The organism is Pseudomonas sp. MC6 (assembly GCF_054790575.1).
Window position 1 is genome coordinate 2336669 of sequence record NZ_CP186504.1, and the last position, 20061, is coordinate 2356729.

The following is a 20061-nucleotide window of genomic DNA, read 5'->3' on the forward strand; positions in this document are numbered from 1 at the left end:
TGTAAACTCTCCCCTCTTTCGCCGCCCTTCATTTCTTCGCGGCCATCACCTCTTTAATTGTTGCGGAGTCCACCTTGCGTCTGTTCCACACCTCCGACTGGCACCTTGGGCAAAACCTGCACGGCCAGGAGCGCGATTTCGAGCATGCGTGCTTCCTCGAATGGCTGCTGCGCCAACTGCAACTGGCGCAGCCGGATGTGCTGCTGATTGCCGGGGACATCTTCGACACGGTCAATCCGCCGGTCAAAGCCCAGGAACGCCTCTACGATTTCATCGTCAGCGCCCACGAACAGCAGCCGTTGCTGACCATCGTGATGATTGCCGGCAACCACGATTCCGGCTCGCGGATCGAACTGCCCGCGCCGCTGATGCGCCGTTTGCGCACCCATGCGCTGGGTCGGGTGCTGTGGCTGGATGACGGTCAACTCGATGCCGAGCGTCTGCTGCTGCCGTTGCCCAATGCCCAAGGCGAAATTGCTGCGTGGTGTCTGGCGCTGCCGTTCCTGCGTCCGGCGGAGGTGACTGGCGCGCATCTGGGCGACAACTATCTGCGCGGCATCGGTCAGGTGCATGAATGGCTGATCGAAGCGGCCAACGCCAAGCGCAAACCCGGTCAGGCGCTGATCGCCATCAGCCACGCGCACATGGCCGGCGGTTCGGTGTCGGAAGACTCCGAGCGCAGCCTGATCATCGGCAACGCCGAAGCCCTGCCCGCCAGCCTGTTCGGGCCGAGCATCAGCTATGTCGCCCTCGGCCATTTGCACAAGCCGCAGAAGGTCAACGGTGAAGAACGCATTCGTTATAGCGGCTCGCCGATTCCGTTGTCGTTTTCGGAGATTGGCTATCAGCACCAGATCCTCGACGTCATTCTCGACGGTGAAACCCTGGTCAGCGTCGAGCCGAAACTGATCCCGCGCTCGGTCAATCTGCAACGCATCGGCCCGGCACCGCTGGCCGAGATTCTGCTGCAACTGGCCGATCTGCCGAACATCGACCTGCTCGCCGAAACCCAGCGTCAACCGTGGCTGGAAGTACGGGTAACCCTCGACGAGCCGCAGCCGGATTTGCGCCATCAAGTCGAAAGCGCCCTGCAAGGCAAAGCCGTGCGCCTGGTGCGCATCGCCGCCGAATACGCCGGCAATCGTGGAGCTGACGGTACCGAAGACGGCGCCGCACTGATCGAACTCGACCAACTTACTCCGCAAGAACTGTTCAGCCGCGCCTGGCTCGACAACTACGGCAACGAGGTCGATGAGCAGACGCTGAAGGACTTTGCCGAATTGCTGCAGGACGTACAACTGGAGGGCGAGCAGCCATGAAGATTCTCGCCATTCGCTTGAAGAACCTGGCCTCGCTGGCCGGCCCGTTCGAAATCGATTTCACCGCTGAACCATTGGCCAGCGCCGGTTTGTTCGCGATCACCGGCCCGACCGGCGCCGGTAAAAGCACCCTGCTCGACGCGTTGTGCCTGGCGTTGTTTGGCGCTGTGCCGCGTCTGAACAACACCGGACGTGACGCCAAAGTCCCGGATGCCGACGGTGAAATCGCCACCGGCGACCCGCGCACTCTGCTGCGTCGCGGTACCGGCGAAGGTTATGCCGAAGTGGATTTCGTCGGTGTCGATGGCCGTCGTTATCGTGCGCGCTGGGAGGCCAACCGCGCCCGCGAGAAGGCCGGCGGCAAGCTGCAGGCCAGCCGTCAGAGCCTGCGCGACATCGATCAGGATCAACTGCTCGCCAGCCAAAAAGGCGAATACAAAACTCAACTGGAAGCTGCGCTCGGCCTGAACTTCGAACAGTTCACCCGCGCCGTGCTGCTGGCCCAGAGCGAGTTCAGCGCATTCCTCAAGGCTGACGACAACGACCGCAGCGAGCTGCTGGAAAAGCTCACCGACACCGCGCTGTACACCCGCCTCGGCCGCCGCGCCTTCGACAAGACCAAAGAGGCCCGCGAAGCGCACAAGCTGTTGCAGGATCAGGCCACCGGCGTGACCCCGTTGGCACCTGAAGCCCGGGCCGAGCTGGATGAGCGTTTCAATGCTGCACAACAGCAAATGAAGTTGCAGCAGGCGCAGCTCAAACAACTTGAGCAACAACACAGCTGGCTCAAGGATTTGCGTGTGTTGCAGGACGCGCAGCAAGCCGCCACCGAGCAATTGCACAGCGCACAGCAGCAATCGGACAGTCTGGCCGGCGAGCGGGTGAAACTGACGCGACTGGAGCAACTCGGCCCGCAGCGACACCAGTTCGCCCGCAAAAGCGAACTCGATGCCCTGCTGACGCCACTGGCCGCGCAAATTGCCGCGCACACCCGGCAACATGCCGAACTGACTGAGCGCCAGACGCAACTGGAGCAAACTCTGGAAGCGGCGAAAGTTGCCCTGAGCGAAGCGCAGCAACGGCAAAGTGAAAACGCGCCGCTGTTGCGTCAGGCCTTTGATGAGCAAAGCACCCTCGCCCGTCTGGCCAAGGATGTCGCGCAAAGTACCGAAGCCAAGCTCAATGCGCAGCAGGCTTGCACCGAGGGCCAGAATGCCATTCAAGCCTTGCTGGATAAACAGACCCAAGTCGCCGAACGCCTACAACGCATCGCCGCTGAGCTGGAGCAAAGTACCCATCTGGCACCGCTGAGTGATGCGTGGAATGCCTACCGCGATCGCCTGCAACAGTTGATGTTGATCGGCAATCGCTTGAACAAGGGTCAGGCGGAACTGGCGAGCCTCGAAGAAAACGCCACTCGCAGCGCCGCAGAGCTGACCACGCAAAAGCAGCAACTGGAAATGCTATTCAAGGAGGCCGGCGCCGAACCTGATGCCGTCGCCGAACAGATCGGCCTCCTCAGCACGCTGTTGCAGGACAACCGCAAACAACTGCGCGCCTTCGAAGACCTGTCGCGTCTGTGGGCCACGCAGCAAGATCTCGACAAGCGCAGCAGCGAACTGCAACAACGCCAGCTCAGCGCCCAGCTGGAACGCGAGCGGCTGACTCAGGACGGCATAAAAACCAAGGCCGAGCTGACCGTTGCCGAGCAAACCCTCAACGTCACTCGCGAGCTGCTCGAACGTCAGCGGCTGGCGCGCAGTGCCAGCGTCGAAGAGTTGCGCGCGCAGTTGCAGGATGATCAGCCGTGTCCGGTCTGCGGCAGCAACGAGCATCCGTATCATCAGCCCGAAGCGCTGTTGCAAAGCCTCGGCCGCCACGACGAAAGCGAACAGGCCAACGCTCAGCAAGTAGTCGATCAGCTCAAGGAAAAACTCATCGAACTGCGCGCCGAAGTCGGTGGCGTGATAGCTCAGCAAAAAGAATTACTGCAACAGCAGGAACAACTGGCCACTCAGCAACAAGCGTTGGCGCCCAGCCTCGACGCGCATCCGCTGTCCGCGCAGTTGTTCAATCAGGACGCCGACAAGCGCGATGGCTGGCTCGCCCGGCAAAACGAGCAACTGAACCAGAGCATCACTCAGGACGAACAACGCCAGAGCGCCCTGCTCACCCTGCAACAGGATGCCGCGCGTCTGACCCAGCAATTGCGTCAGGCCGAAACTACGCATCAACAAGCGGCGCAGCACCTGAGCAATCAGCAGCGCGAGCTGAGCAGCGACCGTCAGCGCCTCGACGAAGAACTCACTGCGTTCGGCAGTCTACTGCCGGCCGACACCCTTGAGGCCTTGCGCCAGGAACCGGCGGCGACCTTCATGCAGCTCGACCGGCAGATTGCCGAGCGCCTGGCGCAGGTCGATCAGCAGAAGGAGGAGCAGACCGAACAGCAACAACGTCAGCAGACGCTAGAGAAGGAGCAGGATCGCCAGCAGACCCGCGCACAGCAGTTGCTCAGCGCCGAACAGCAATTCGCCGCGCTCACTGAGCAACAGCAAGCCTGCCAGCAAAAACTTGCACAGTTGCTCGGCGAGCACAGCAGCGCCGAACACTGGCAGCAGCAGCTTGAGCAAGCGGTTGAGCAGGCGCGCAATGCCGAAACCGGTACCGCGCAGGAACTGCAGAACGTGCGCACGCAACTCGTGCAGATCGCCGCCGAACTCAAGGCGCAGCAGGAACGTTTGCAGGCGCTGCAAAGCGAAGACCAGGATCTGGCCAGCAAGATTGCCGACTGGCGCGCTCGCCATCCTGAACTGGATGACGGCGGCCTCGAAGACCTGTTGCGGGTCGACGACGGGCAGGTCGCCGAGCTGCGCCAGCGCTTGCAGCACAACGAAAAAGCCATCGAACAGGCCAAGGTGTTGTTGCAGGAGCGTGACCAGCGTCTGCTCGATCATCAGGCGCAGCACAACGGCAATCTGGATGCCGAACAACTGGCCAGCGCCCTCGCGGACCTGCAAAACCAGTTCACCGTCAGCGAACAGCAGTGCGCCGAATTGCGCGCCGAACAGGTCGAAGACCAGCGCCGGCAGAACGCCAATCAGGCACTGGCGCAGCAGATTGCCTCGGCATATGCCGAGTATCAACGCTGGGCGCGACTCAGTGCCTTGATCGGCTCGGCCACCGGCGACACCTTCCGCAAGATCGCCCAGGCTTACAACCTCGACTTGCTGGTGCATCACGCCAACGTGCAACTGCGCCAACTGGTCAAACGCTATCGCTTGAAACGCGGCGGCAGCATGCTCGGCCTGCTGGTGATGGACACCGAAATGGGCGATGAACTGCGCTCGGTGCATTCGTTGTCTGGCGGCGAGACGTTCCTGGTGTCGCTGGCCTTGGCGCTGGGCCTGGCATCGATGGCGTCGAGCACGCTGAAAATCGAATCGCTGTTTATCGATGAAGGCTTTGGCAGCCTTGATCCGGAGTCGCTGCAACTGGCCATGGATGCGCTCGATGGCTTGCAAGCGCAGGGCCGCAAAGTGGCAGTGATTTCCCATGTGCAGGAAATGCACGAGCGGATTCCGGTGCAGATTCAGGTGCAGCGTCAGGGCAATGGTTTGAGCACACTGGAGGTGAAATGAACACGCTGTACTCCTTCCGCCGCTGCCCGTACGCGATGCGCGCGCGAATGGCGCTGCGCTATTCGGGTGTGCCCGTGGAGATCGTTGAAGTCAGCCTCAAGGCCAAACCGGCCGAGATGCTGGCGATCTCGCCCAAGGGTACGGTGCCGGTGCTGGATGCGGGTGGGCGGGTGATTGATGAGAGCCTGGAGATCATGCGCTGGGCGTTGGCGCAGAATGATCCGCAGGGTTGGTTGCTTGATGGCGACTCGCGGATTGCTGAATTGATCGAGGCGAATGATCAGGGGTTCAAGGTGCAGTTGAATCGCTACAAGTATGCCGAGCGTTATCCCGAGCAGCCAATGGAGGTTTATCGGGCTGAAGGCGCGGTGTATTTGCAGCGGCTGGAAGCGCTGCTCAACGATCGCGATTATCTTCTGGCCGACCATCCGAGCCTGGCAGATATCGCCCTGCTGCCCTTCGTTCGGCAGTTTGCCCATGTGGATCGCGAGTGGTTTGCACAGACGCCTTATGTTCGCTTACAGGCCTGGTTGCAGCGCTTCCTCGAATCCGAGCTCTTCACTTCGATCATGAAGAAGTAACTCACTGTAGGAGCTGCCGGAGGCTGCGATCTTTTGATTCTGATCTTTTAAAAACAAGATCAAAAGATCGCAGCCTTCGGCAGCTCCTACAGAGGTCAAGCCAGCGCATGGCACATGCCGAGTGCCATGCAATCGACTTCGAAAGGCCCGAGAAAATCCGCCGAAACCTTTACCGGCGGATTGCCTGCCATCAGCCCTAAGGTATTCGCCCGTTCGATGTTGTGCGCGATCGTGTGATTAGCCTCTATGGCCCGGGCCAATGCCCCCACCGAGCCTTGACCGATACCCAATAATGAAGCGCCGTTGGTGAAAAACGCCAAACCGGCGACTACCCAAAGTCTGTAGCCTTTCATGCTCCGCCGACTCCCGCGAGTTCGGCCCGGTCGACCATCACGCTTTGCGAGCGGACTTCGAACTGGACGCCGGGGTGGGCGACTTGAATCGGCGCTTCGAAGCTGTGTTCCATCTGTGAGGCGATGCTGACGACCAACACTACGGCCAGGTAAAGACCGATGGCCAGATAGGCGCCGCGTTTGGCTGAATGAATGATTGCGCTGGCCATGGTGTTCTCCCGTGGGCATGTTTCGATGTCCACAGAATCGATCAAAAAAGCCGTGGCAACCACTCAGGGTTTTCCATAGTAAACATCAGCTTCGTTGATTATTTAGCCAGTCTATTTGCGTGTTTGAAGAAACCTATCGGTTTGCGAAAAACACACTCACACGTGTAGGAGCTGCCGAAGGCTGCGATCTTTTGATTTTGCTTTTGCCGATCGTTCCCACGCTCTGCGTGGGAACGATCAAACAAGATCAAAAGATCGCAGCCTTCGGCAGCTCCTACAAGGGAGTTGTCTGCAGACTTTCAGTGTTGGGCTTTGTGATCCAGGGCGGCGTAGAAGTTGGCGCTTTGTTGCAGGTATTTCTGGGTGTAGCTCTGGGTGTGGGATTTTTTGCTGGCGATTTCAACGTTGGCACCGGCTGGCAGTACCACGGTGGCAGAGATGGCGGAAGCGGCAATTACGGAGAAGAGATTGAAGTTCATGGCGGTAACCCTCGTGTGCGGTTGGCTTGTTTGCCCGATTGGGCTGTGAAGCAAACTTAACGCTCGAGGGTTGATCGCTTGAAATGCTTTGTAGCATTACCGGATATCAGCGCGATTAATACAAAGAGACAGGCCCCGAAAACCGGGGCCTGTGGCTTATTGTCGCACTATGAACTTGAGGTCGCTGGGGGCGTCCATCGGCAGTTTCTGCACGGTTTTTCCGAGCAGACCGGTCTTGCCATCGCGCTCGACGACGACGATTTCGTTGCTTTTCTGGTTGGCGATCAGCAGGAATTTGCCACTCGGGTCGAGGCTGAACTCGCGCGGGTGATCGCCGTCCACCGAACGCTTTTGCAACTCTTTGAGCTGACCGGTAGCCGGATCGATCGCGAACACCATCAGTTGGTTGGCGGTACCGCGGTTGCTGACGTAGAGGAACTTGCCATCGGCCGAGGCATGCAGCGCCGCGCCGGCTTTATCCGACGTTGGCTGACCAGCGGCCAGATCGACCAGTTGCGTCTGGGTCAGCACGCCATCGTGGTAATCGAACACCGCGACTTGCGCGCTCATTTCCATGGTCAGCCAGGCGTGTTTGCCGTCAGCGCTGAACAGCAGATGACGCGGGCCGCTGCCGGCCGGCAAGGGCACTGCAGCGGTCATCGCCGGGGTCAGCGGCAAGTCCGGGTTGGCCTTCGGATCGAACAGGTAGACGAAGACCTTGTCCGCGCCCAGATCGTTGGAAAACACGTAGCGGCCGTCAGGCGAAGAAACCGTCGAGTGCACGTGGTTGGAGGCCTGGCGCTCAGGATTGATCCGACTCGCCGGGTGCGCGCTCATCTGCACGACGGGTTTGAGCTTGCCGTCGGCACCGACCGGCAATACCGCCAGCGTTCCACCCGGATCTTCCATCACCGAATAGTTGCTGACGAACAAGTGGCTGGCATCACCGCTGAGGCTTGAATGGGTGGGTTCGTTGCCCAGGCTCTGCACTTGATTGATCAGGGTCAGGGCGTGGGTTTTCGGATCGATCGAATAGCTGCTGACGCGACCGACCGGGTCTTTCTGGCCAGGACCGTTTTCGTTGACCACGTAAAGCCTGCGCTGGTCTTTGGACAGCGTCAGCCATGACGGATTTTCGCTTTTGACCACTTGCAGCGGTTTGGCAGCGATCTGGCCGGTGGCACTGTCGAAGTTCATTCGATAGAGGCCTTGGCTGGTGTTGGCGGTATAGGAACCGACCAGCAACTGGAAGCTTTCTGCAGAGGCCGTGGACAGGCCCATGGCGCCGACGCTGCCGGCCATCAGCAGCGGCCAGAATTTACGCATTTTCATCAGATTCTTCCTCGTCATCGCTGCTGCTGACTACATCGCCATGACAAACCAGGCGGTGTTCGCCGATCGCTTTGGTTTCATTGAAATAACCGACGATCAGCCAGCTTTGCAGGGAGTCATCAAACGTTGCCGCTGCAACCTGAGCCGGGGTGAATTCCCAATACTTGACCGCTCGGCCGTCGATGCATTCGATGTGCAGGTTGTCGTCTTCATCAAGGAAAAATTCGAAGGCGTGCAGGCCGTCGATTTCGACCATATCGGAGTGTTCGAGGACGTCGAGAAGGGTTTGGGCAGTCATGGCAAACAGTCTTTCTAGGGGGGAAAGGGCCAATGATAGCTCATGGCGCTCCACTCCCCCCTGTAGGAGCTGCCGAAGGCTGCGATCTTTTGATTTTGTTTTTAAGATCAAGAACAAAAGATCGCAGCCTTCGGCAGCTCCTACAGGGGTACCGTGTCAGAGGGCTTCGCGGCTAGGCTTGCCGTCGACCAGGCGCTGGATGCGCAGCGGGTTGGCGTTTTTCAGCGGCTCCGGCAGCAAGCTGTCCGGGTAGTTCTGGAAGCATACCGGGCGCAGGAAGCGATCGATAGCCAGGGTACCGACGGAGGTGCCGCGCGCATCGGACGTTGCCGGGTATGGGCCGCCGTGGACCATCGAATCGCACACCTCGACACCGGTCGGATAACCGTTGAGCAGGATCCGCCCGACCTTCTGTTCCAGCAGCGGTGTCAGTTCTGCGAAGCGCTCGAAGTCCGCCAGCTCACCAATAATAGTCGCAGTGAGCTGCCCGTGCAGGCCATGCAATGCCGCACTGAGTTGCGCCTGATCCGCCACTTCGACAATCACCGTGGTCGGGCCGAACACTTCTTCCTGCAGCACTTCATCGCCATCGATCAACAGGCTGGCATCGGCCTTGAACAACTGCGGCTGCGCTTGATTGCCCTGCTGCGGATTGCCGGCCAGATGTTCAATGCCCGGATGTGCCAACAGCTTCTGCAAACCTTTGCCGTAGCTGCCGAGGGTGCCGGCGTTGAGCATGGTTTGCGCTGGCTGATCACCGATCAGACCGGCGACTTGCTGTACGAACGCGCTGAACTCTGGCGAGCGGATGCCAATGACCAGTCCCGGATTGGTACAGAACTGACCGCAGCCCTGCACCACCGAAGCGGTCAGGTCGCGGGCAACCGTTTCCGAACGCTCGGCAAGGGCCTGCGGCAGGACGATCACCGGGTTGATGCTCGACATTTCGGCAAACACTGGGATCGGTTGCGGGCGTGCCGCGGCCATGTCGCACAGTGCGCGTCCGCCCTTGAGCGAACCGGTGAAACCGACCGCCTGGATCGCCGGATGCTTGACCAGCCATTCGCCGACGCCACCGCCGTAGATCATGTTGAATACGCCGGCCGGCATCGAGGTTTTTTCGGCGGCACGGATCAGTGCATCGGCGACCAGTTCAGCCGTGGCCATGTGACCGCTATGGGCCTTGAACACCACCGGGCAACCGGCGGCCAGCGCCGACGCGGTGTCGCCGCCAGCGGTGGAAAATGCCAGTGGAAAGTTGCTTGCGCCGAACACCGCGACAGGGCCGAGGCCGATGCGGTACTGGCGCAGATCCGGACGTGGCAGCGGTTGGCGACCCGGCAGCGGTAAATCGATTCGCGCACCATAAAAATCACCTCGACGCAGAACCTTGGCGAACAGGCGCATCTGCCCGCTGGTGCGTCCGCGCTCGCCTTGAATGCGTCCGGCCGGCAACGCGGTTTCGCGGCAGACCACAGCGACGAAATCATCACCGAGCGCATCCAGTTCATCGGCGATCGCATCAAGAAATTGCGCGCGGCGTTCGGCGCTGAGGCTGCGATAAGCAGGATACGCGGCAGCGGCGGCTTTAGCGGCGGCGTCGACTTCTTCAGCCGTGGCCTGGATAAAGTCGTGCGGTAGCTGTTCGCCCGTCGTGGCGTCGACCGATTGCAGTTTGACGGTGCCAGCGGCGCTGCGCTGACCGCCGAAGTAGTTGTGACCGAGAATCTGATTCATGGGATCTCCTTAAAGGGTGCCGATGCTGTCCGGCGCAAAAGCGCCTGCGATCGGCACGATGCCGTTGACCAGCGGTGCGCCGAATTCGGCCTGGCTGATTTCGAACAGGTCGCCCGGTTGCGTGCGGATGCCATCGGCGAACGACAGCGTCGCGGTGCCGAAGAAGTGAATGTGCACGTCGCCCGGACGCAAGAACTGACGGTATTTGAAGTGGTGGTATTCGAGGTTGGCGAGGCTGTGGCACATGTTCGCCTCGCCGCTGAGAAACTCGTTCTGCCAGAGCACTTCGCCGTCACGCAGAATTCGACTGGTGCCGGCAAGGTGTTGAGGCAATTCACCGGTGCGAAGTTCCGGGCCATAACTGCAACTGCGCAATTTCGAGTGCGCGAGGTACAGGTAATTCTTGCGCTCCATGACGTGGTCGGAGAACTCGTTGCCCACCGCGAAACCGAGACGATAAGGCTTACCGTCGTGACCGATCACATAGAGGCCGGCCATCTCCGGTTCTTCACCGGCATCCTCGGCGAACGGCGGCACCGGGAAAGGTTGGCCCGGACGCACGACGATGCTGCCATCGCCCTTGTAGAACCATTCCGGTTGCACACCGGCCTGCCCCGCCGCCGGTTTGCCGCCCTCCACGCCCCATTTGAAAATGCGCATGGTGTCGGTCATCGCCGCTTCGTCGCCGGCCTGCTGGTGCATTTTGTCCCGCGCCGAGGCGCTGCCCAGGTGGGTCAGGCCGGTACCGCTGACCAGCATATGTGCCGGGTCCGGATGGTCGAGTGGCGGCAGAATGCGCAGTTGCGACAGTAGTTCGGCGTAGTCGTGGCTGATGCCGAGGCCGAGGTTTTGCACTTGCTGCTCAAGGGAGTGGCCGGCCTCGATGGCGGCCAGCGCCAGATCGCGCACGCTGCGCGCATCCTGCACTTCGCGCACCAGAGCGTTGTCGACCACGCCGACGCGGCGCTCGCCGTTGCTTAATTCGAATTGAACCAGATGCATGTTTTTCTCCTGTGTTATTCGAAACACCGCAGATCCTTGTAGGAGTGAGCCTGCTCGCGATAGCGGTGTGTCAGCCAAAAAGTTGTCAACTGATAGACCGCTATCGCGAGCAGGCTCACTCCTACAGGGGACCGGTGTGGGTCTGTCAGGTGCGGGTTGCGCCACGGGCGCTGGCGGCAAATTGGTCAACCGGCAGGACGTGTTTGCGTTCCAGCACGCGGTAAACCACGCCCGTCAGGATCAAACCGAACACCATCACGCCCGACAGGAAATACAGGCCGGACGCCAAATTGCCGGTGTATTCCTTCAACGCGCCAATCACAAACGGCCCGATGTACCCACCCAGATTCCCCACCGAATTGATCAACGCAATCCCCGCCGCCGCACTCGCGCCGGCAAAGAACCGTCCCGGCAAGGTCCAGAACACCGCCGTGCAGGAAAACAGCGCAAACGCCACCAGACACAGCGCCGCCAACTGCGCTACCGGCAACGACAGCCAGGCACTGAGGAACAAGCCAATCGCACCCAGCACATACAGAACAGCCAGATGTCCGTAACGATCATTTAAACGATCGGAACTGCGCGGCACGATCAACAAACCGATAATCCCGAAGATGTACGGCACCGACGAGACGAAACCGGTGACCAGATCGCTGCCGCCAAACTGTTTGATCAGCGTCGGCAACCATAGACCGAGGCCATAAATGCTCAACGTCACCGGCAGATAGAACAGCGCCAAGAGCAAAACGCGTTTGTCTTTCAGCGCATGCAACGGGTTGCCGTGGCGGGTCTGGCCGTACTCCTGCAGGTCCTTTTTCAGCTCACCGGTCAGCCAGTCTTTCTCTGCCTGATCCATCCACTTCACTTGCTGCGGGCCGTCCGGCAACCAGCGCAACACCGGCCAGGTCAGCAGGATCGCCGGGGTGCCAATGACGATAAACAGCCACTGCCAGCCGTGCAGACCCAGAACGCCATCCATGCCGAGCAAACCGCCGGACACCGGGCCGGTGATCATCATCGCGATCGGCTGGGAAAGGATGAACAGGCCAAGGATCTTGCCGCGATGGCGTACCGGGAACCATTGGGTGATGTAGTAGAGAACGCCCGGAAAGAACCCCGCCTCGGCCGCGCCGAGCAGAAAGCGCATCACGTAGAAACTGTGCGGGCCCTGAACGAAGGCCATGCCGATGGTGATCGCGCCCCAGGTAATCATGATTCGCGCGAACCAACGCCGTGCGCCGAAGCGTTCAAGCATCAGATTGCTAGGGATTTCGAGGAGGAAATAACCAATAAAGAACAGCCCGGCGCCGAGGCCGTAGGCCGCGTCGCCGATACCGATGTCGGCGCCCATGTGCAGCTTGGCGAAGCCGACGGCGGAGCGATCCACATAGGCGATCAGGTACAGCAGGATCAGGAAGGGAATCAGTTTCAGCGTGATGCGCCGTATCAGCCGCAGTTCCTGGCTCATGAGATCGGTCTCCGATTGTTGTTTTTATAGAACCTCGGGGGACGCCTCTCACGGAAAACCGTCAGGGCCATCCCTCCGTCGAAAACGACTATATAGTAATACTAATTCACCAACAACACTTCCAAACCTAGGATTTTGCGCTTAGATTAAGCCGTAGCTGGAACACTATAGTCATACAATAAGAGAATCGATCATGTCTGATAAGAAACCCACCCTGCGCTCCGCCCAATGGTTTGGCACGGCCGACAAGAACGGCTTCATGTACCGCAGCTGGATGAAGAATCAGGGCATCGCCGACCACCAGTTTCACGGCAAGCCGATCATCGGCATCTGCAACACCTGGTCGGAACTGACCCCGTGCAACGCGCACTTCCGCCAGATCGCGGAGCACGTTAAACGCGGGGTGATCGAGGCCGGTGGCTTCCCGGTGGAATTCCCGGTGTTCTCCAACGGCGAATCGAACCTGCGCCCGACCGCCATGCTCACCCGCAACCTGGCGAGCATGGACGTTGAAGAAGCGATTCGCGGCAACCCGATCGACGGCGTAGTGCTGCTGACCGGCTGCGACAAAACCACCCCGGCGCTGCTGATGGGCGCAGCCAGTTGCGACGTGCCGGCGATTGTTGTCACCGGCGGGCCGATGTTGAACGGCAAGCACAAGGGCAAGGACATCGGCTCGGGCACGGTGGTCTGGCAGCTCAGCGAACAGGTCAAGGCCGGTACCATCACGATTGACGATTTCCTTGCAGCCGAGGGCGGCATGTCGCGCTCGGCGGGCACCTGCAACACCATGGGCACCGCGTCGACCATGGCTTGCATGGCTGAAGCGCTGGGCACTTCGCTGCCGCACAACGCGGCGATCCCGGCGGTGGATGCGCGGCGTTATGTGTTGGCGCACATGTCCGGCATGCGTGCGGTGGAGATGGTTCGCGAAGATCTGAAACTGTCGAAGATCCTCACTAAAGAAGCCTTCGAAAATGCTATCCGGGTCAACGCTGCCATCGGTGGTTCGACCAACGCGGTGATTCACTTGAAAGCCATCGCCGGGCGCATTGGTGTCGAGCTGGATCTGGATGACTGGACCCGTATCGGTCGTGGCATGCCAACCATTGTCGACCTGCAACCGTCGGGACGTTTCCTGATGGAAGAGTTTTATTACGCCGGCGGTTTGCCAGCGGTGCTGCGCCGTCTCGGTGAGGCCAATCTGATTCCAAACCCGAATGCACTGACCGTCAACGGCAAATCCATCGGCGAGAACACCAAGGACGCGCCGATCTATGGCGAAGACGAAGTGATCCGCACCCTCGACAATCCGATCCGCGCCGACGGTGGCATCTGCGTGCTGCGCGGCAATCTGGCGCCACTCGGCGCGGTGCTCAAGCCGTCCGCCGCGACACCGGAACTGATGCAGCATCGCGGCCGTGCGGTGGTGTTCGAGAACTTCGACATGTACAAGGCGCGGATCAACGATCCGGAGCTGGATGTCGACAAGGATTCGATTCTGGTGATGAAAAACTGCGGGCCGAAGGGTTATCCGGGCATGGCCGAAGTCGGCAACATGGGCTTGCCGGCCAAACTGCTCGCGCAGGGTGTGACGGACATGGTGCGCATTTCTGATGCGCGAATGAGCGGCACGGCGTACGGCACCGTGGTTCTGCATGTGGCGCCGGAAGCGGCGGCCGGCGGGCCTCTGGCGACGGTGAAGGAAGGCGACTGGATCGAGCTGGATTGCGCCACCGGGCGTCTGCATCTGGATATTCCGGATGCCGAACTGGCGGCACGCATGGCGGATCTGCAGCCACCGCAGCAGTTGCTGGTGGGCGGATATCGCCAGTTGTACATCGACCATGTGCTGCAGGCGGATCAGGGTTGTGACTTTGACTTCCTCGTCGGCTGCCGAGGCGCCGAAGTACCGCGCCACTCCCATTAACGGCCCAGCATCATAGCCTGCATTGGAATGTATTCCCCTGTAGGAGTGAGCCTGCTCGCGATAGCGGTGTGTCAGTTAGCAATTGTTCATCTGACACGCCGCTATCGCGAGCAGGCTCACTCCTACATTTGGTTTTGTGTACTCCCTCAGGATTGTGCCGTGCCTGCTATGATGCGCGGCATCTCCATCGCTCAGGATCGCGCCGTTCCCCATGGATTACCGCAAACCCTCCGACCGCAAAAGCATGCACTCGCGCATCGTCCAGGAACTGGGCATGCAGATCGTCTCCGGACGCTTCAAGCCCGACGACAAACTGCCCGCCGAAGCCTTGCTCTGCGAGGAGTACGCGGTCAGCCGGCCGGTATTGCGTGAAGCGACGCGGGTGTTGGTGGCCAAAGGTCTGGTGTATTCCAAGCCGCGTGTGGGAACTGTGGTCAAGGCCCGCCGCGAATGGCACATGCTCGACCCGGACGTGCTGCACTGGCTGATGCAAAGCAGCCCGCAGAATGAATTCTTCAATGTGCTGACCAGTGTGCGCAGCATTATCGAGCCGGCGGCTGCCGCCCTCGCCGCTCAACATGCGACCGAGGCTGATATTGCCGCGATCGGCGAGGCTTACCAGCGCATGGAAGCGGCGCCGACACCGGAAGCCTTGTTGCAGCCGGATCTGGATTTTCATAGCCGGATTGCCGATGCGACGCACAACGATTTGCTGGCGAACCTGTGCAATATGTTGTCGGTGGCGATTGCCGAAGCGTTGAAGCATTCGAATCAGCGGCCGAATCTGCATGAATTGGCGTTGCCGCGGCACAAAGCAATTCTTACCGCCATCGAAAACCGCGACGCCCTTGGCGCCCGGCATGCCACGCTGGTTCAGCTCGATGATGCGCGCAGTGCATTGAATGTTGTATTGGGCAACGACCCTGTGTAACCGCGCCCGCTTCAAGCTTTGAATGATTTGATGTGCGGTATCCCGTTACCGCACCTGAATACGTACTGCGTTTTACCGTGTGCAATCCCCAACGTGCCAAGGATTGCACTATGCCTACCTCCGACCCAACGGACTCAACCAATATCATCGCCCGGGCCGTCAGCGCCCGGTTCAGCAACCGCCCGACATTGCGCTCGGAAACCGCGCGTCTGCTCAAGGACGGCTTGCTGGAAAAATATCCCGACCTCGAGTTCGACCCCTATCTGACCCGAATTGCGCTGCCCATTCCCGGGGGCGCCTGGCGCCTGTCTTTATTACTCGACGAGGTACTGGAATACCTTGCCAGTGGCGTGAAACTCGACCTTTCCGATCAATACGATCGCAACTGTTTCCTGACCAACAAAGTCCCCAAGCAGATGCGCACCGGTAAGGGTTTCGCACCCTGGCCCGATATGCAGGTCATTTCCAACGTGATCCTCGAACTGCCGAGCATTGTGTACATCGGCTTGCAGGACGCTCTGACGAACTACTGGAGCGACGACAACAACACGGGGATCAGCCGCTGGCAATGGCTGGGTGACTTGCTTGCCGGGGTGTTGAAAACGGCAGCGGTTCGCCACGTCACTGTTGACGCCTTGCAGGCCGGAATACTGGCAGAGCTGGCTGAACACCCCGATCGCAGGCAGCGTCCGGGCAGTGCCCTGCAAGCCTGCACACTGCAAACGACACTGAGCAAAGGCAAGCGCTCGGCCACGTTGCAGGCACCCGATCTATTGGTCAGCTGCGGGCAAACCCATCTATTTTGCAGTTTGACCGGTCGCGTCGAGGCCTATACATCACTGGAGAGTTTTGGCCTGGCGTGGGCCAAGCGTTTTCAACGAGACTTTTCGGCCGACGTGACGACCTGGAAGCGCTTCGAGCCTGACGGCAATATCTTCGACCTGCAGGCCGCCCTGCTGCTGAATCAGCAGTTGGACAATCTGGCAGCACTCAAGCTGCCCGCTAACCAAACTCTGGACGAATTGCAAAGGCGGATTGACGCAATCACTGATCTCGCCCGCGTGTTCGTCGACGAGACGCCCGATCTGCACAACCTTGTCCCGATTCAGGCGGGCCTTCCGGACTGGTTGCAAACAGCGAGTGCAGATAATCGAATGGCCTACCGGCAACACGTTCTGGCGCTCGCGAGGACCCGGCAGCAAACCCGGGGGCGATCCTTCAGTGACGGGATTGACGACCTTCACACCTTTGCGAAAAAAGCACTGCACAAGCAGATGCTGGAGGACAAACCCCAGGCGCCCGGTTACAACGCCGACGAATTGGAGCTGACCTTTCACGTGCCTGTCGGTGACATGGGCAGCGGCTACATCGAAAAGGTGAAAATGTCCCTGACCGAACTGGCAATCAAGAACCTTGCGGGCAAGCCAAAAGGCCGGATGACCATTCGGCACACAGGTAATCAACTGATTCAGGACTGGACCACCGAGGCGTACCTGCTGGATTTGGTAAAACGCGTCGATGTCGGCAAACACTATCCGCAACTGATCGATACGTTATTGCTGGGACACAGTACCGAGACGCGCGAGCGCGAGCGACTGTTTGCGCTGGAGCTTGCCATTCAGTTACCGCTGCAGGCGCTCGAACATTCGATTCGGGGCGAGCACGGTTTTAACCGACTGGGCTACCGGTACGTCAACGCGCTGATGAAGGGCAGCAGCACCGACCGCCTTGTCGAAGGGCAGGCCATCGTCATCAGGCCATTGGCGTTTCAACGCAAAGCAGATGCCGCCATCGATACAGTCGCCAACATGTTTGTCATCGAAGCCAAAGACCTGAACGCCGAGGGTCCCCACATTCTTTATCGCCCGCTGTATACGCCTGCCCTTCAGCAATACGCGAGTCGCAGGGATCTATTCAAGGCGATCGCCCTTCCCGGACCGCTGCAAGACAGTGTGCTGACATGGCTCACTGATCGAGCCAGACCGATCTACGCCAACAACGGTTTCAATGAACCGCACATCCGCCATTTTCATATTGGCGACGAATTCCCTTCGTTCGAAAAACCTGCGCCCGCGATATTGGTTGGCAACGCAGCCGCCGCTGAATGGTTGAAGGCTGTCGAAGAGAATCGGGTATTGCGCAGCCTGTTCGTCAGCAATGCTCAGGCATTGGTCCAGTTTGCAGACCAGCAAGCTGTGTCCAATGCAGAGAGCCGCTGGGCGATCATGCTTGAAGGTGGCTGGCTGATCTTCAACCTCCTGCTCCTGCCGTTGCGCGGCCCGGCAATGATCGTCGGCTGGATGCTTCAGCTCACCCATAGCCTGATCAACGATATTCCGGCATTGGACAGTGATGATGCAACGACCCGGAACCAGGCGTGGACCGACCTTTTGTTGAATATTGGCCTGGTCGTGCTGCATGTGGCGAAGGAATCCAGTAGCGCCGCGTTGCCCGGTAGCGTCGACAGGGTCGTCCCGCTGGCTCTTGAACCGTTACGCCATCCATACCCGTCGCCATTTGATCCAGTGGTGCGTGAGGAGGCCCCCGGGTTGCCCTCCGCGTCACCTGGCGATGGCAATACGGTGCTGGATTTCAACTTCTCGACAGCCCGGGACTCGACTTCGGCCAGGTTGCTTGACACGTTTCGGGAGATGCATGTTCCGTGGCCGACACCTCTGCCCAGTCCGACCACAACCGGCCCTTTCAAAGGGTTATATCTGATTGCCAACGAGTGGCACGCCAGCCTTGCCGGCCTGCTGTTTCGCGTGCGTATCGTGCCGGGCTTCGGTGAGGTGTACCTGTTCCACCCGGACCATCCAGGCATCAAGTTACGAAGCAACGGCCAAGGGCAATGGCGTCTGGATCATGGCCTGAAACTGGGTGGCGGCGGTCCCAAAGCAAGAATCAGCAAGCAGCGAGACCAAAAAAATCGCCGCATCGAAAAACTGGATGAAAACTACGACAATTTTATCGCTCAGCAGGCGGGAGCTCAGGCACGCGTGGATTTCGCTGAACAGTTGATGAATCGCACGGGTATCACCGAGCCGGAACGAACGCGACTCAGGCAATTGTTCAGCGCCAAGCTGGAACAACAGACCGAAACCTACCTTCAGCAGATCGCCGAACAAAAGGAAATTGCCGAGCTGAAAAAAACCGATCCGGATGTTTCCCGCATCAGGCCATTGCTGAGAAACAGCATCAATAACCTCAGAAAACAGATCGTAATGGCTGACCTGGACCGTCGAGCCATAATCGTCAAATATCGCGAGTTCAACATTAATCGTGACCAAACCAGCGTAGCGTTGTTAACCGGAGGGGACGCCATGAGGAACCGCTACCTTGAGTTTCTCCGCGAAACCTCCACCGTCAATGAAACGATGATCAAGCTCTATGACGAAGTGGAAATCCGGTTGCAGGAATTGAAAAAGATCCCAGACAAAACCACGCCTTCTGCCTGGGAACAATTGACCAGTGGCCGCCCCGAAGAACTGACAGCCTTGCGACTCAGGGCTTTTCAACTTGGAGTACTGCGTCCGCTGAGTATCAAGACCCTGGAATTTGAAACCGTCGTCGGCCTGGACGACGCTGTTGAGCCTGTGGTGGTGCTGTCTCGTTCACACTCCGATCTGCAAGGCCTGGAAGTGTTTGACAGCAAGGAACGTATTGCCGTGTTTGACAACCTGGTCGAACGCTACGGCAAGGCGCAGGACGCGCTGGAAAGTATCGGCATTTTCAACAGCGAGGAACTGGAGCCGAGCAATTTCAGTCGCTTGCGCGAGATCATCGTCGAACTGCGCAACGACGCTGAACGTCGCTTGGCAGACGAACTGCAGCAACTGCCTGAACCGCCCGAGTCACCTGCTCCTCAAGCCGGCTCCAGCACTGCTGCGGCCAAACCTGCAAAACCTGCAAAACCCGCCAGACCGGTCAGGCCAAGGGCCAGTCACAAGCGCGTTATCAAAACCGACACAAAAGGTGTATTGATCGGCGACTTGCGTACCCCGGTAGCGGGTCAGGTCACGAACATCGTCGATGTCAGAAACCCGATGGACGAAGGCATCCTCGCTTCTTTCGAGGAAAAACAACCGGATGTCTGGAAGGAGATCACACCCCGCAGGGCCGACGCCGCGACGGTGGCAACGCCCTACTCACAACTGAAGGGTTATGCTCGAAAAGCCTTGGCCAAGGTTGACCAGGAGATGCTGAAAATCGAGGGGTATGCGCTCCGAGCCAGTTACCCCAAGGAGATTGAAGAACAGTTGCAGCGTGAGGCAACGAAACTCGCCGAATTTGCGAGCAAGCTCGAAAGCCATGTGCAGGCTCCAGCGAATAACGAGCCGGATGCCCGGCTGATCAGTCAACTAAGGGACAAGGCGACGGTTATCAATACCAAAGCCATTGAACTGCGCACACAGATGACGCTGGCCGCACCACCGACTAGCGAAGGAGTCGAGTATTTGCTGAACAAGAAAGTCATTTACGCTCGCACGGACGGTAAACGCGTTCAGCTGACAACCGGGCGAAAAGACTTCATGCAGGAATACACCTTGATGGTCAACGAGGACACTCCCCTTTGGTACGCGCACTTTCACTATGACAATCTCACTGACGCGAAGGCCAATTACAGACGCACACATCTGAAAACCAAAGATCAGCGATATGAAAACTACGAGACGGCGTTGGCGAAAGCCGCGGACTCACGGCAGAAAATCGACATCCATCGGGCGAACATCAGCGATGAACTGGCCCTGATATTCCTGCCAATTGAACCACGCTGAACCCAA

At 59.3% G+C, this 20061-nt stretch carries 14 protein-coding genes; 6 read left to right on the plus strand and 8 right to left on the minus strand.

Annotated features, from left to right (window positions below):
* Positions 1 to 74: 74 nt before the first annotated feature.
* Genes ACOYXE_RS10345 through ACOYXE_RS10355 form a run of 3 tightly spaced genes read left to right on the plus strand, consistent with a single transcriptional unit; the run spans position 75 to position 5538 of the window.
* A complete protein-coding gene (locus tag ACOYXE_RS10345; protein ID WP_160057444.1) occupies positions 75 to 1319 on the plus strand; it encodes an exonuclease SbcCD subunit D C-terminal domain-containing protein in 1245 nt (414 codons plus the stop codon).
* The gene (locus tag ACOYXE_RS10350) at positions 1316 to 4957 is read left to right on the plus strand and encodes an SbcC/MukB-like Walker B domain-containing protein (protein WP_460929051.1); all 3642 of its coding nucleotides are present in this window, start codon (positions 1316 to 1318) and stop codon (positions 4955 to 4957) included. The genes ACOYXE_RS10345 and ACOYXE_RS10350 overlap by 4 nt, the downstream gene beginning before the upstream one ends.
* Positions 4954 to 5538, plus strand: a complete 585-nt coding sequence (locus ACOYXE_RS10355; protein WP_405124039.1) for a glutathione S-transferase — start codon at positions 4954 to 4956, stop codon at positions 5536 to 5538. The genes ACOYXE_RS10350 and ACOYXE_RS10355 overlap by 4 nt, the downstream gene beginning before the upstream one ends.
* 95 nt (positions 5539 to 5633) lie before the next feature.
* Here the strand turns inward: ACOYXE_RS10355 and ACOYXE_RS10360 are convergent, their stop codons facing one another.
* The 8 genes from ACOYXE_RS10360 to ACOYXE_RS10395 all read right to left on the minus strand — a co-directional run bounded on the left by ACOYXE_RS10360 (position 5634) and on the right by ACOYXE_RS10395 (position 12416).
* The gene (locus tag ACOYXE_RS10360) at positions 5634 to 5891 is read right to left on the minus strand and encodes a hypothetical protein (RefSeq protein WP_160057441.1); all 258 of its coding nucleotides are present in this window, start codon (positions 5889 to 5891) and stop codon (positions 5634 to 5636) included.
* A complete protein-coding gene (locus ACOYXE_RS10365; protein WP_160057440.1) occupies positions 5888 to 6100 on the minus strand; it encodes a hypothetical protein in 213 nt (70 codons plus the stop codon). Before ACOYXE_RS10365 ends, ACOYXE_RS10360 begins: the two co-directional genes overlap by 4 nt.
* A gap of 299 nt (positions 6101 to 6399) precedes the next feature.
* Positions 6400 to 6579: a hypothetical protein gene (locus ACOYXE_RS10370; RefSeq protein WP_026000548.1), complete on the minus strand. Its 180-nt coding sequence runs from the start codon at positions 6577 to 6579 to the stop codon at positions 6400 to 6402.
* 156 nt (positions 6580 to 6735) lie between these two features.
* Complete coding sequence (locus tag ACOYXE_RS10375) at positions 6736 to 7911, minus strand: lactonase family protein (RefSeq protein ID WP_460929054.1); 1176 nt, start codon at positions 7909 to 7911, stop codon at positions 6736 to 6738.
* Positions 7898 to 8209, minus strand: a complete 312-nt coding sequence (locus ACOYXE_RS10380; RefSeq protein WP_160057438.1) for a DUF5629 family protein — start codon at positions 8207 to 8209, stop codon at positions 7898 to 7900. Before ACOYXE_RS10380 ends, ACOYXE_RS10375 begins: the two co-directional genes overlap by 14 nt.
* Before the next feature lie 156 nt (positions 8210 to 8365).
* Positions 8366 to 9946, minus strand: coding sequence for an aldehyde dehydrogenase (NADP(+)) (locus ACOYXE_RS10385; protein ID WP_460929056.1), 1581 nt, complete (start codon positions 9944 to 9946; stop codon positions 8366 to 8368).
* Positions 9947 to 9955: 9 nt separating this feature from the next.
* Positions 9956 to 10948 (minus strand): AraD1 family protein, encoded by a 993-nt coding sequence (gene araD1 / locus ACOYXE_RS10390; RefSeq protein ID WP_460929058.1) that lies wholly within the window; start codon positions 10946 to 10948, stop codon positions 9956 to 9958.
* Between the two features lie 145 nt (positions 10949 to 11093).
* The gene (locus ACOYXE_RS10395) at positions 11094 to 12416 is read right to left on the minus strand and encodes an MFS transporter (RefSeq protein ID WP_038368111.1); all 1323 of its coding nucleotides are present in this window, start codon (positions 12414 to 12416) and stop codon (positions 11094 to 11096) included.
* Positions 12417 to 12609: 193 nt separating this feature from the next.
* On the opposite strand from ACOYXE_RS10395, the gene ACOYXE_RS10400 reads away from it, so the two are divergent.
* The 3 genes from ACOYXE_RS10400 (at position 12610) to ACOYXE_RS10410 (ending at position 20055) form a co-directional block, all read left to right on the plus strand.
* On the plus strand, positions 12610 to 14346 hold the full coding sequence (locus tag ACOYXE_RS10400) for an IlvD/Edd family dehydratase (RefSeq protein WP_007917984.1): 1737 nt from the start codon (positions 12610 to 12612) through the stop codon (positions 14344 to 14346).
* A gap of 211 nt (positions 14347 to 14557) precedes the next feature.
* A complete protein-coding gene (locus ACOYXE_RS10405; protein ID WP_160057435.1) occupies positions 14558 to 15277 on the plus strand; it encodes a FadR/GntR family transcriptional regulator in 720 nt (239 codons plus the stop codon).
* Positions 15278 to 15387: 110 nt separating this feature from the next.
* Positions 15388 to 20055 carry a dermonecrotic toxin domain-containing protein gene (locus ACOYXE_RS10410; RefSeq protein WP_460929061.1) on the plus strand — a complete coding sequence of 1556 codons (4668 nt, stop codon included), beginning with the start codon at positions 15388 to 15390 and terminating at the stop codon, positions 20053 to 20055.
* Positions 20056 to 20061 lie beyond the last annotated feature (6 nt).

Coding starts and splice junctions, on each gene's coding strand:
- ACOYXE_RS10350 (WP_460929051.1), top strand. CDS start 1,316: ATGAAGATTCTCGCCATTCGCTTGAAGAACCTGGCCTCGCTGGCCGGC.
- ACOYXE_RS10355 (WP_405124039.1), top strand. CDS start 4,954: ATGAACACGCTGTACTCCTTCCGCCGCTGCCCGTACGCGATGCGCGCG.
- ACOYXE_RS10360 (WP_160057441.1), bottom strand. CDS start 5,891: ATGAAAGGCTACAGACTTTGGGTAGTCGCCGGTTTGGCGTTTTTCACC.
- ACOYXE_RS10365 (WP_160057440.1), bottom strand. CDS start 6,100: ATGGCCAGCGCAATCATTCATTCAGCCAAACGCGGCGCCTATCTGGCC.
- ACOYXE_RS10370 (WP_026000548.1), bottom strand. CDS start 6,579: ATGAACTTCAATCTCTTCTCCGTAATTGCCGCTTCCGCCATCTCTGCC.
- ACOYXE_RS10375 (WP_460929054.1), bottom strand. CDS start 7,911: ATGAAAATGCGTAAATTCTGGCCGCTGCTGATGGCCGGCAGCGTCGGC.
- ACOYXE_RS10380 (WP_160057438.1), bottom strand. CDS start 8,209: ATGACTGCCCAAACCCTTCTCGACGTCCTCGAACACTCCGATATGGTC.
- ACOYXE_RS10385 (WP_460929056.1), bottom strand. CDS start 9,946: ATGAATCAGATTCTCGGTCACAACTACTTCGGCGGTCAGCGCAGCGCC.
- araD1 (WP_460929058.1), bottom strand. CDS start 10,948: ATGCATCTGGTTCAATTCGAATTAAGCAACGGCGAGCGCCGCGTCGGC.
- ACOYXE_RS10395 (WP_038368111.1), bottom strand. CDS start 12,416: ATGAGCCAGGAACTGCGGCTGATACGGCGCATCACGCTGAAACTGATT.
- ACOYXE_RS10400 (WP_007917984.1), top strand. CDS start 12,610: ATGTCTGATAAGAAACCCACCCTGCGCTCCGCCCAATGGTTTGGCACG.
- ACOYXE_RS10405 (WP_160057435.1), top strand. CDS start 14,558: ATGGATTACCGCAAACCCTCCGACCGCAAAAGCATGCACTCGCGCATC.
- ACOYXE_RS10410 (WP_460929061.1), top strand. CDS start 15,388: ATGCCTACCTCCGACCCAACGGACTCAACCAATATCATCGCCCGGGCC.